Below are 12,794 nucleotides of genomic sequence, written 5' to 3'. Positions count from 1 at the left end.
AGGCTCCCCCGGACATCCGAGTATGGGCGCGCACGCGCCCCCTAGCCATGCTCCGGAACCCTTCGGCTGAGGTATCGTCCGCCTAAAACCGGGTTGTCTCTGTCTCATGGTTCGCATTCCGACACCGGGCCTTTGGCCTCCTTGGGCCGGGGACACGCCGGTCCCCACGGAAGGAGACATCAGACAGATGAAGGCTCAGACGGCCACGGAACGCGCGACGGTCGCCGGTTCCGCCCCCCAGGGTCAGCACACCCCGCTGGACGCGATCGACTCCACTGCCACGACGAAGGCCGCTGACCGGGTCACGGGTGGTCCGGGAAGGCGTCTCACGCTCTTCAACTCTGCGCTGTAGGGCGGACAGTCCGGCCGCGACCACGCACACCGTCCACGACGGCGCGCGTGGTCGAACCGCCGGAGGTTCGGTCGGATACCACAACACACTTGTGCGGTAGCCCACTTGGCCGATACAGGGCGTGCGGAGGTGACGGGGCGCGGTAGCGTGTGCTAAGTGACCGTTTCCCCTGGGGACCACCCACTCCAGCAACTCGTCCTCAAGATCCACAGTCGCTGTGATCTGGCGTGCGACCACTGCTATGTGTACGAGCACGCGGACAAGAGCTGGAAGACCCGCCCGGTCGTGATCGGTCAGGACACGGTCCGTCAAACCGCCGCACGGTTCGCCACGTACGCGCGCGAGCACGACCTCGCCTCCGTCACCGTCATCCTGCACGGCGGTGAGCCCCTGCTGGCCGGTCCCGCCCGACTGCAGTCCATCTGCGCCGAGTTAAGCTCCGCACTGGCCGGCGTCACCGAGCTCGAGCTGAAGATCCACACCAACGGCGTGCAACTGAGCCGCCGTCATCTGGACGTCTTCAGGGAGTACGGCGTCCTCGTGAGCGTCTCGCTCGACGGCGACCAGGCCGCGAACGACCGGCACCGGCTCGACCGCAGGTACAGAAGCAGCTATCACCGCGTCCTGCGCGGGATCGACCTGCTGCGCACCGAGGAGTACCGGCATCTCTTCGGCGGACTGCTCTGCACGGTGGACGTCGCGAACGATCCCGTCGTCGTGCACGACACCCTGTCGGCCCTCTCCCCGCCCCGGATCGACTACCTGCTGCCGCACTCCACCTGGGACACCCCGCCGCCGCGCGGCTCCTCCGGTTCGGCGACCCCGTACGCAGACTGGCTCCTCGCCGTGTTCGACCGCTGGACGGAGCAGGGCCGCAAGGTGCGGGTGCGGACCTTCGACTCGGTGCTCAGCACCCTGCGGGGCGGTCCCAGCCTGACCGAGGCGATGGGCCTGGCCCCCTCCGACCTGGCGGTCGTGGAGACGGACGGCTCCTTCGAGCAGGTGGACTCGCTCAAGACGGCCTACGACGGCGCGCCCGCCACGGGGTACCACGTCGACGAGCACACCTTCGAGCAGGTGGCCCGGCATCCCGGCGTGCAGGCCCGGCAGCGCGGTCTGCTGGGGCTGTCGAAGACCTGTCGCGCGTGCCCGGTGGTCGAGTCCTGCGGTGGCGGCCTCTACGCCCACCGCTACAGCAGCGAACGTGCGTTCGACAACCCGTCGGTGTTCTGCGCCGACCTCCGCGCCCTCGTCGACGGGATCGCCGAGCGGATCACCGACCGCTCCCTCTCGCCCGCCGTCCTCGACCCCGAGGCCCTGCGGTTCGCCCGGCAGGAGCTGGACCGGACCCTCCTCGCCTACGCCAACGAGCGATTGGCCGGGCACCCCGACTGGGACGCGACCTGGCCGGCCCTGCTCCGGCTGGACGCGGACCGGACCACCGCGGAACACCTCAACCGGGTCCTGTCCCATCCCTACCTGCGGGCCGCCCTGCGTCATGCCGAGCCGGCCCACATCACCGCCGCCCGCTTCGCCCGCGTAGCCGTGGCGACGGCCGTCCACGCGCACGCCCCGCTGCGGCTGGCCTGGGAGCAGCCGGACCGGGAACTGCACCTGCCGACGCTGGGCACCCTGACCCTGCCCACGCCGGGACGGGTGGAGGCGGTCGTGAGCGCGCGAGGTCTCGACGTCCGCACCGCCGACGGGACGCGGCTCACCGTCGGCGATCAACCCACCGACGTCTGGCGGCCGTTGGCGGTGCTGAAGGTGGCGGCCACCGATCCCCTGCTCATCGACGACGCCGACCCCCGCCGCGCGGTCTACTCCGCGCCCGTCACCGCCCCGCTGGACCAGGACGACCTCGACGCGTTCCGTGAGCGGTTGCGGACCGCCTACGAGCTCCGGGCGGAGCAGGGGCCCGCGGCCGACGACGACCGCAACGCCCTGCGGGTCGACGCGGTCACCCCGCTCGTCGCCGGGGCCGGGGTGCGGCTCGCCGGCGACGGTCTGGGCGGACTCGGCGTCGCCGTCGACTTCGAACCCGCCACGTTCGTGCGGGAGTTGCCGCGTCTGGGACGGCGTGCCCGGCTGGCCGCCCTGCGCGCGACCACCGATCTGCATGTGCTGGGCAACCAGGCCGGCCGGCTGCTCACCGAAACCGTCGAGGGACTGGGGGACGTGGCGTACTGGGGCCGCGAGACCCCCGAGGGCCTCCAGGCCCTGGCCCGGGCCGGACGTGCCCTGACCGCCCTGACCGAACTGCCCGACCGCGACCTCACCGAGAGCGGCGAGGTACTGACCGCGGAGCTTCGGGCGGAGTGGACGGCGATGGCGGGGCGACCGTGACGAAGCCGGCCGCCCCGGCGGACGCGACGACCTCGACACACACGCCCGCCCGCCACCTCACCGACCGTCGCTGCGGATTACCTCCCGAACCGAGCACCGCGCACCCGGTCACCTCGCCGACCCGTCCGGACGCCGGCTGCCCCGACACCGGGCACTCCGACACCCTGCTGTCCAGCCCGCACGCCGGGCGTCCCGGCGCCTTCCCGGCCGACCCTACGAGACGCCCGTACAACTCCCCGGCCGCGGCGGCCACTCGGCCCGCGAGCAGTCCCCGCCATCCGACGAGCGGCCGCCAACTGACCGAGCTTCTCGCCGAGTTACCGATCCGTCCCGAACTCCCTCTCATGGTCCACGCCGCCCTGAGCGGTACCGGCCTCTCCCCCACCCGGGTCCGTGACGCGCTGCTCGGCGTGCTCGGTCCCCGGGGCACGCTCGTCGTGCCCGCCTTCACGCCGGAGAACTCGGACGGCTCACGCGCTCACCGGGCCCTGGTCGCGCACCTGAGCGCGGCGGAGGCCGAGGAGTTCCGTGCGTCGATGCCCCCCTTCGAGCCGGACGCCACTCCCTGCCCGTCGATGGGCGCGTTGGCCGAGTGTGTGCGGACCACTCCGGGAGCCGTGCGCAGTGACCACCCGCAGACCTCGCTGGCCGCGATCGGGCCGCGCGCGGGTGAGTTACTGGGCGGGCACGACCCTCGCTGCCACCTCGGCGAGCGCTCGCCCCTCGCCCGGCTGTACGCCGCCGACGCCCAAGTGCTGTTGCTGCGCGTGGGGTTCGAGGTGTGCAGCGCCTTCCATCTCGCCGAGTACCGCATGAACCCCCGACCGCCTCAGCGGCTGTACCGCTGCGTGGTGGGCGACAAGGGCAACTGGATCACGTACGAGGATCTGACCTTGGACGACGGTGATTTCGCGGAGGCCGGCGCACGGCTTCCGGATGAACTCCTCGTACGGCGGAGATGGGCCGGGAAGGCGGTCACGCTGTTCGGAATGCGGGCCGCAGTCGACGACGTACGCGATCAACTGTCCAGATATCGTCTCCGGAATGACGTGAAATAAGCGATCCGTCAGGGCTCCTGGTCAGGCACATTGTTCTTCCGGTTCCAGGTGGCTCCGGATTCGGGGCCACCGACGCGCAGGGGGGCGTGTTGGACACACCTGACGGAGAGTGGGGGCAGGCCTCAGCCGAGGGGCAGCCCTATTTCTTCCTCAGCTATGCCCACACCCCGCCGTGGGGGTCCGGGGGCGGCGACCCCGACCACTGGGTGCACCAGCTCTACCGGGACCTGTGCAACCACATCATGGCGCTGACCGACCTGCCCGCCGGCGCCGAAGTCGGCTTCATAGACCGGGAGATGGGCTCCGGAGTGGGCTGGCCGCGAAAGCTCAGCGAAAACTTGGCCCGCTGCCGGGTCTTCGTACCGCTGCTCTCGCCGCGCTACTTCACCAGCGAGATGTGCGGCCGGGAACTGTTCGCGTTCAACGAGCGCCTCCTGCACGCCAAGGCGGTCGGCGGACGCGAGGTGTCCGCCATCGTCCCGGCCCTGTGGACACGCGTCGACTTCCACCAACTGCCGGACTCCATACGCCACATACACCTCGACCGCACGACCTTCGGCGACCGTTACGCGACCAACGGCTTCTATGGGCTCATCAAACTCAGCAGACTGCGCGACGAGTACGAGGAGACCGTCCTCACCCTCGCCCAGCGCATCGTCCAGGTGGCCGAGGAGTCGCCGCTGCCGCCCGGCCGGCTGCGCGACTACGAGTCGACCCCGAGCGCGTTCCGGCCACGCGGCGAGGAACCGCGGCACATCCATCTGACGGTGGCCGCGCCCACCCTCGACAGCGTCCCGGAGGACCGGGATCCGCGCCCGTACGGCGAGGACCCACTGGACTGGAACCCGTACCACTCCGAGTCGACCCGTGCGCTGCCGGCCCTGGCCGAGGAGCTGATCCGCTCGCTGGACTACCGGCCCACGGTCTCCTCCTTCGACGACGAGGACACCGAGAGCCCCCTCCCCGGCGGCACCGGCGAGGAGGGCGGCAAGACGGGCCGGCCGCGCATCCTGCTCGTCGACCGCTGGACTCTGACGGACGAGGAACGACGGCGCAGACTGAGGGCGTTCGACTCCCAGGCCCAGCCGTGGGTGAGCGCCGTCGTCCCCTGGAACCGCACCGACCTGCAGTGTCACGGCGACGAGGGGCAGCGCCTGACCCTGGAGTTCGAGCGCACACTGCCCCTGCTGCTGGAGCGCGGCCGGCACACCGACTGCCGTACCGCGGTCAACGGCGTCCCCACCCTCAAGGCGTTCACCGACGTGCTGCCCTCCGTCGTGGCGCACACCACCCGGCAGTACCTGAAACACGCGGAGGCCCATCCGCCGCCGGGTCCGCACGTGCCCAGGCCCCGTCTGCTGGGGCCCATCCAGCCGCCGTACCCGGAAGGCGGACCCGACCACGGAGGAGAAGCATGACGGGCCCGCGCGAGGGACGTGTCATCACTTTCTATTCGTACAAAGGCGGTACGGGCCGCACCATGGCGCTGGCCAACACCGCCTGGATCCTGGCCGCCAACGGCAAGCGGGTCCTCGCCGTCGACTGGGACCTGGAGGCACCGGGCCTGCACCGCTTCTTCCACCCGTTCCTCGATCCCAAGGCGCTGTCCGCGACCCCGGGCGTCATCAACATCATCCAGGACTACGCCTGGGCCGCGACCACCGGAACCCAGCGCCCCGACGACTGGCACCTGTCCTACGCCCAGGTCGAGCAGCACGCCGTGTCCATCCGCCCCGAGCGCTTCGACCTGCACTTCCCCGAGGGCGGCTCCCTGGACTTCCTGTCCGCGGGGCGCCAGGACCGGGCCTACTCGGCGGCGGTCACCTCGTTCGAGTGGGACAACTTCTACGAACGCCTCGGCGGCGGCACCTTCCTCAGGGCCCTGCGGGCCAGCATGAAGGCGACGTACGACTACGTCCTGATCGACAGCCGCACCGGGCTGTCGGACAACGCCGACATCTGCACCATGGAGATGCCCGACGTCCTGGTGGACTGTTTCACCCTGAGCGACCAGGCACTGGAGGGTGCGGCGGTCGTCGCCCGCAGCGTCGAGGAGGGTTACCGGCCGCGCCGGATACGGGTGCTGCCGGTGCCGATGCGCATCGACGAGGGCGAGAAGGAGAAGGTCGACGCCGGTCGCGCGCTGGCCCGGATGCGCTTCGAGGGACTGCCGAAGGGGGCCGACGGCCGGCCGCTGAGCCAGGAGGAGCTCAGCGCCTACTGGGGCAACGTCGAGATCCCCTACCGTCCCTACTACGCCTACGAGGAGACCCTCGCCACCGTCGGCGACGAGAGTGGCATCGCCAACTCGCTGCTGTCCGCCTTCGAGCGGCTCACCGCCGTCATCTCCGACCGCGAGGTCACCTCGCTGCCGCAGATCCCCGAGCCGGTCCGGCTGCGCTGCCGGGACGCGTACCTCAGGCGCCGGCCGCTGACCAGCGTGGCCGACATCGTGGTCGCGTACGCGGCGGAGAAGCGGATGTGGGCCGACTGGGTCGAGTACCTCCTCAAGCGGGCCGGCTGCGAGGTCACGCTGCACGAGATATCCACCGGTCCGGTCGAGCCGGCGGACACGACCGCCCACACCGTGGTGCTGCTGTCGAAGACCTTCCAGGAGTCCCGGTACGCCGACTCGGTCTGGCGTGCCCTCGGCGAACGGACCCCGGACAGCGCCCGCGGCTCGGTGGTGCCGCTGCGCGTCGAGGAGGTCCCGCTCCCGGAGCCGTGCACCGACCTGCACCGGCTCGACGAGACGGAGTGCGTGGCCGCGCTCCAGCGCGCGCTGGAACTCCCGCTGCAGCAGGCGGAGAACAGCCCGTCGGCACCCCGCTTCCCCGGCATCACCCCCGGCATCTGGAACGCGCCCCAGCGCAACACGACCTTCACCGGCCGGACCCTGATCATGGACCGGATCCGCACCCAGCTCGGCGAGTTGTCCGGGCCGCCGCAGCCGCAGGCGCTGTTCGGACTGGGCGGCGTGGGCAAGACGCAGCTGGCCATCGAGTACGTGCACCGCTTCATGGCCGACTACGACCTGGTCTGGTGGATGTCCGCCGAGCACATGGACGACGTGGTCGCCTCGCTCGCCGAACTCGCCCCGCTGATCGGCGCGACGGGCACCGAGGAGGACATGACGAAGGCCAGCCAGGAGGCCGTGCAGCGGCTGTCCCGGGGGCTGCCCACCAAGCGCTGGATCCTGGTCTTCGACAACGCCGGCGACCCCGCGGAGCTGGCCCGCTACTTCCCCACCGGGGACGGCGGGCACATCCTCGTCACCTCCCGCAACCAGGCCTGGTCGCAGCACGGGGCGTCCCAGCAGATCGACGTGTTCGAGCGCAAGGAGAGCATCGAGCACCTGACCCGGCGCCGCGAGGGCGGCCTGACGGCCGAGGACGCCGACCGGGTGGCGGAGGCCGTCGGCGATCTGCCGCTGGCGGTCGAGCAGGCGGCGGCCTGGCTCGCCGAGACCGCCACCCCCATCGAGGACTACCTGCGCCAGCTGGCCCGGCAGACCACCGAGGTCCTGGACCTCAACCAGCCGCCCGACTACCCGCGGACGGTCGCGGCGACCTGGAACGTCTCGATCGAGCAGCTGGAGAAACGATCACCCGCGGCCGTACGGCTGCTCCAGCTGTGCGCGTTCCTCGCGCCCGAGCCGATCTCCCAGCAACTGCTCTACAGCAAGGAGATGATCACGGCGCTCAAGCCGTACGACCCCTCGCTCCAGGAGAGCCTGTTGCTGGGCCGGGTCATCCGGGAGATCGGCCGGTTCGCGCTCGCCAAGGTCGACCAGAAGACCAACAGCCTCCAGGTGCACCGGCTGGTGCAGGCGGTGATCCGCGCCCAGATGCCCGAGGAGAAGCAGCAGGAGGCCCGGCACGCCGTGCACACCGTCCTGGCGGGCACCCGGCCCGACGGCGACGAACCCATTGACGACCCGAGCACCTGGCCCCGCTTCGCCGTCATCTGGCCGCACCTGGCCGCCTCCGACGCCCGCAACTGCCATGAGGCCGACACCCGCCGACTGCTCATCGACCGGGTCCGCTACCAGTGGAAACGCGGTGACTTCCTGGCCGCGCGACGCCTCGCGGAGGACCTGCTCCAGCAATGGAAGCCGGTGCTCGGGGAGGACGACGTCTACTACCTCTACCTGCGCTTCCATCTCGCCAACGTGCTGCGCTCGCAAGGGCGTTACGTGGAGGCCCGGGAGATCGGCGAGGACCTGCTGGAGCGGCAGCGCCGGGAGCTGGGCGAGCAGCACCCGCACACCTACGCCACCATGTCCGCGCTCTCCAGCGACCTGGCGGCCCTCGGCGAGTACACGAAGGCGGTCGAGCTGGCCAAGGAGGCGCACGTCGGCTTCAGCGAGATCTTCCACGAGTCGCACCGGCGCACCCTCAGCGCGGCCAACAACCTCGCCCTCGCCCAGCAGATGGTGGGCAAGTACAGCGAGGCACGCGCCATCAACCAGGACACGCTCGACCGGCGCATGGCCGTCCTCGGTCCCGACCACCCGTACACGCTGGCCTCGGCCGAACGCCTCGGCCGTGACCTCAGAGAGGTCGGGCGGTACGCGGAGTCGGTGTCGATCCTGTCGCGGACCTACGCGGCCCACAAACGGATCCTCACCAGGGAGTTCCCCGGCACTCTGCGCTGCGCCAAGTCCCTGGCGGTGTCGCTGCGCCGCAACGGCCAGCTGGAGGACGCCCGCCGGCTGACCGAGGCGACCCGCAAGCAGTACAAGGACCAGTACGCGGCCCCGACCCCCGACTCGCTGGCCTGTGACCTGAACCTGGCGGCGGACCTGTTCGCGGCCGACGAACGGGACCGGGCCCGCGAAGTGGCCAAGGAGGTGCTCACCGAGTACATGAAGGTGCCGGGCGAGGCCCACCCGTACACCCAGGCGGCCCTGAACAACCTGGGCATCTTCCACTGGGGCTGCCGGGACCTGGACGAGGCGGAGGCGGTGTTCCTGCAGGTGCTGCCCCGCATGGCGGTGGTGCTGGGCGAACACCATCCGCACGCCGTGTTCTGCAGCGTGAACTACGCCAACGTCCTCTACGACCAGGGCCGTTTCGAGGAGGCGCGGGAACGGGACGAGGCCGCACTGCCGGTGCTGCGCGAGGCCCTCGGCGACCACCACCCCGAGACGCTCGCCGTGGTCACCAACCTGGGGCTCAGCCTGCGGGCCCTGGGCCGGGAGGGCGAGGCCCGTGCCCTGCGCGAGGAGGCGTTGGCGGAGCTGCGCCTGCTGCTCGGCGAGGACAACGGCATCACCCTGCTGGCAAGCCGGGGGCGGCGGATCTACCGGGACCTGGAGCCCTTGTCGGTGTGATCGCGCGCGGGGCGGCGCCGCCGACCGGGGCGGCGCCGGGCACCGGTACGCCCGCGCGCCGGTGTGGCAACGCACCCGCGCATCAGCGCACCTACGCGGCCGTGCGCCCGGCGTGACATGCACCCACGTGACCGCGCACCCACCCGTCAACGCACCCACGCGGCCCTCTACCCGGCGGGACTATGCACCCCCGCACCCACGCGGCCCTCTACCCGGCGGGACAACGCACCTCCGCGACCACGCGCCCGTCCACCAGCACACCCACGCGAACCCGCCCGCCCGACCTGACAATGCGCCCCCGCGACCACGCACTTGTCCGACAGCACACCCACGCCGCCCGCCCGGCATGGCCATGCACCCACGTGACCGCGCGCCCATGCGGCCTGCACCCCGCGTGACCATGCACCCCGCCGGCCAACCGCCCGTCCGGCACCACACCCACGTGACCGCCCGCCCAGCCTCCCCACGTACCCGGGCGGCAGTCCGACCACCTGTCAGCGCGCCCTCGCATCGGCGAGCAGCCAGTCCAGTACCGCGGGCAGGGCGCGCAACGCGGCGAAGTGGGCCGAGGTGGGTTCCAGGACGGCTGTGGCACGTGGGATGCGGGCGGCGAGCCAGGAGGCGTGCGAGGCAGGCGAGAAGACGTCGTCCTTGCCGTGCCACAGCAGCACCGGCACCTTGATGCGCCGCGGGTCGAAGCCCCAGGACGCGGTGAGGGCGAGGGCGTCGTCGATCCAGCCGTACGGTGAAGTGCGCAGCGCCTCGCGGTAGTTGCGCAGCAGCATCGAGCGGATGGTGTTGTCCGAGACGATCAGCCGGTCGTCGGCGGTGAGGTCCTCGCGCAGCTCCTCCAGCAGACGCGCGGGATCACTGCGGATGGCGGCGGAGCGCGGGATGATCCCGGCGGCGAAACGCTCGGGGTCGGTCGCGGCCGTACTGAGGGCGGCGACGTTGGACGGCGCCATTCCCGCGTACCAGTCCAGGCCCTCGGCGTCGCGCGGTGCCCAGCCCACCAACGCCGCCGCCCTGGTGACCCGGTCGGGCAGCAGCGCGGCGCAGGCCAGGGCGTGCGGGGCGCCGGCGGACCGGCCGGCCACCGCGAACCGGTCCAGTTCAAGGGCGTCGGCGACGTCGGCGACGTCCTGGGCCACGTCGACCACCCGGCGGCGTGGCATACGGTCCGAACCGCCGTATCCCGGGCGGTCGTAGCTGATGAGGCGCGCGCCGCGCTGGTGGAGGAACATCGAGCGGGGTTTAGGCCCCACCCGGCTTCCCGGCATGCCGTGCAGGAGGAACACGGGGCGTCCGTGCGGATCCCCCGACACCTCCACCCGTAACCGTCGTCCGTCCGCCGTACGCACTTGGTCGGGCACCGCCGTGCTCCCCCCACCCGAGGCCTTGACCGGGCCACGCTGACCGAACCCTGCCCGTGCGGGCGTACGGCGAAACGAACACGCAGGTCAAACGGGGGCCGGGGCGGCGGAGACCGGCGCTCTTCGGCCACCGGGAGGATGTCGCGCGGGTCGCGGTCCGTCAGAGGGCGTACCAGCAGCGGACCGTGGTGCCGTCCGGCCCGGTGTGCACCCGCACGAGGTCGGCGACGAGGTTGACCATGAGCAGGCCCCGGCCGCCGAGTCGGCCCCGGGAGGGCGGCCGGCGTCCGGCCAGCAGGTCGGTGAGGTGTCCCTGGTCGCGGACCTCGCACACCACGTGCCCGTCCTCGGCCCACACCCGCAGCAGGCCCGAACCCCCGCCGTGCACCACGCTGTTGGTGGTCAGCTCGGCGACGGCCAGCGCCAGGTCGTCGAGCCGCGGCCGCACGAGCCCGAACCCCTCGGCCGCGTCGGTCGCGAAGTGCCGGATCTCACCCAGCACGTCGGCGACGAAGGCGTGCGCGGTCACGTCCGGGGCCGGGTGCAGCGGGGCGTTGTAGCGGGCGTGCACGGCCTCGAAGTCGTACCGTCCGCTCTCCTCCTCCCGGCCGGAGCCGGCGTCGACGACCACGGGGTGGGTGGCGTAGGCGTCGGCGACGACCCGCGGGTCGAGGCGCCGGGTGTCGTAAGGGCACAGGATGGTGACCTCGCGGCCCTGGAAGGCGGCGTTGATCAGCGCCTCGTGCTGGACGCACGCGGGGTACTCGGTGGCCGAGCGGCCGGCCCAGATCGGTTCGCCCACGATCCGCACCCGGGTACCGGGCGGCTGGGCGTCGGCGAAGGCCCGCAGCACCCCCGGGATGATCCGGCCGGGGTTGCGCCCGGCCTCCCGCATGTCGAGGAACCGTATGTTCTCCTCGGCGCCGATCTCCGCTTTGAGCAGCCGCAGGTTCTCGGTGGGCACGGCCACGGCCACGGGTTCGCCGGCGGCGAGCGCCTTGTGCACGAACGGCACCACTCCGGCCAGGTACTCCCGCTCGTCGCGGTAGAAGAGCGCGGGATGCACGAACGGATCCGCGGCTTCGGCCACGGTGTTCACCGCGGTGTCACCGCGTTCCCGCGCACCGGTAGGCGGTGGCGTCGTGGCGCCTCGTGCCGGATCCTCACACCGACTCCCCACCGTTGACCCCATGCTGCCCCTTCCGATACGTCTCCCCTCCCGAAACGTCTCCTGTCCATACCTGCACGAGACCGCGTTTACCCCCGGAGTGCGCCCGTCACTCCCCGCCGGGCCGGGTGTACTCCCGGACGGGCCGGGCAGGCGCATCCCAGCACCGGCGGATTCCGCACAGTCACATCCGTGCTCGGGGCCGGAGTCCGGCGGCGATCGGTGACTCAACGTCGTGACGACTGTGGGGAGCAGCGAGGCGGACATGAGTTCAGCGACACACACATCGCTCGCAGGACGGCTGAACACCCTGATCATCGACAGCCGCGTGGACGGGGGCGGCGCCGTGCTCGTCCCCCGCGGCGATCTGGTCCACGGCTGTGCGGACACCCTGGCCAGGGCCCTGGCCCGACTGCCGGACGGCACCGACCGGGTCGACCTGGACATGAGTGGCGTTTCGTTCATGGACACGACGGGACTGCAGTTCCTGGAGGTCCTCGACACCTACGCCCGCCGCCGTCGGGTACGGGTGACGGCGACCGGCTGGAACGACCAGCCGCGCCGCGTCCTGGAGATGGCCGGTCTGGATCCCGACGATCCGCTGCACGGCCCCGGAACACGCCGGGAGCCCGTGCCCTCCATGGTGGTCCTGGAACGCACCCAGCAGCTGGACCGGCTGCGCACGGAGGTCGAGCAGCTGAGGCAGGCGATCGTCACCCGCCCGGTCATCGACCAGGCGCGCGGGGTCCTGATGGCCACCCACGCCTGCTCCCCGGACGAGGCGTGGAACGTCCTGCGCGAGGCGTCCCAGCTGTCCAACACCAAGCTGCGCAAGGTCGCCGCGGAGGTGACGGCCGGTGCCGAGGGCGGTGGCCCGCTGCCGTCGCCCGAGCTGCGCCGGGCGCTGCGCACGGCGATCGACCGTTGTCTGAACTGACCACCGGCGCCGACGCCCGCGACGCCCACCTCGCGGCCGGGCAGCGACGGGTCGCCCCACGGGTGCGCGGCGCCGGCCCACATGCCCTGGTGGGCCCGCCGGGGTCTGCGGCCGGTGGCCGCACAGCGGTACCGGCGGTCGCCCGGACCGGCGTCAGTACGGCAGCAGCCGTCCCGACGGGGTCCTGCGGTCGATCTCGGGCTGCCGGGTGTCACGGGAGGACGA

Annotated in this window: 8 protein-coding genes; 6 read left to right on the top strand and 2 right to left on the bottom strand. The window is 71.8% G+C overall.

Going from position 1 to position 12,794, the window contains the following annotated elements:
- Positions 1-187 precede the first annotated feature (187 nt).
- From ABZT02_RS31650 to fxsT, 5 genes are all read left to right on the top strand, one after another.
- On the top strand, positions 188-352 hold the full coding sequence (locus tag ABZT02_RS31650; RefSeq protein WP_356023542.1) for a hypothetical protein: 165 nt from the start codon (positions 188-190) through the stop codon (positions 350-352).
- Between the two features lie 156 nt (positions 353-508).
- On the top strand, positions 509-2,698 hold the full coding sequence (gene fxsB / locus ABZT02_RS31645) for a radical SAM/SPASM protein FxsB, inactivated metallohydrolase extension form (RefSeq protein WP_356023540.1): 2,190 nt from the start codon (positions 509-511) through the stop codon (positions 2,696-2,698).
- Positions 2,695-3,756 carry an AAC(3) family N-acetyltransferase gene (locus ABZT02_RS31640; protein WP_356023538.1) on the top strand — a complete coding sequence of 354 codons (1,062 nt, stop codon included), beginning with the start codon at positions 2,695-2,697 and terminating at the stop codon, positions 3,754-3,756. Before fxsB ends, ABZT02_RS31640 begins: the two co-directional genes overlap by 4 nt.
- A gap of 89 nt (positions 3,757-3,845) precedes the next feature.
- Positions 3,846-5,174, top strand: coding sequence for a TIR-like protein FxsC (locus ABZT02_RS31635; protein ID WP_356023536.1), 1,329 nt, complete (start codon positions 3,846-3,848; stop codon positions 5,172-5,174).
- Positions 5,171-9,091, top strand: coding sequence for an FxSxx-COOH system tetratricopeptide repeat protein (gene fxsT / locus ABZT02_RS31630; RefSeq protein ID WP_356023534.1), 3,921 nt, complete (start codon positions 5,171-5,173; stop codon positions 9,089-9,091). Before ABZT02_RS31635 ends, fxsT begins: the two co-directional genes overlap by 4 nt.
- Positions 9,092-9,585: 494 nt before the next feature.
- Here fxsT and ABZT02_RS31625 read toward each other — a convergent pair whose 3' ends face one another.
- Both ABZT02_RS31625 and ABZT02_RS31620 read right to left on the bottom strand, forming a co-directional pair.
- Complete coding sequence (locus tag ABZT02_RS31625) at positions 9,586-10,464, bottom strand: alpha/beta hydrolase (RefSeq protein WP_356023532.1); 879 nt, start codon at positions 10,462-10,464, stop codon at positions 9,586-9,588.
- A 160-nt stretch (positions 10,465-10,624) separates the two neighbouring features.
- Positions 10,625-11,554 carry a sensor histidine kinase gene (locus ABZT02_RS31620; RefSeq protein ID WP_356023530.1) on the bottom strand — a complete coding sequence of 310 codons (930 nt, stop codon included), beginning with the start codon at positions 11,552-11,554 and terminating at the stop codon, positions 10,625-10,627.
- A gap of 343 nt (positions 11,555-11,897) precedes the next feature.
- Between ABZT02_RS31620 and ABZT02_RS31615 the strand changes: the two genes are divergently transcribed.
- On the top strand, positions 11,898-12,569 hold the full coding sequence (locus tag ABZT02_RS31615; protein ID WP_356023528.1) for an ANTAR domain-containing protein: 672 nt from the start codon (positions 11,898-11,900) through the stop codon (positions 12,567-12,569).
- Positions 12,570-12,794: the final 225 nt, after the last annotated feature.

It is taken from the genome of Streptomyces sp. NPDC005402 (genome assembly GCF_040606575.1).
GTDB lineage: Bacteria > Actinomycetota > Actinomycetes > Streptomycetales > Streptomycetaceae > Streptomyces.
The sequence above is the reverse complement of the archived record's forward strand: the minus strand, read 5'-3'. Positions and strand labels throughout refer to the sequence as shown.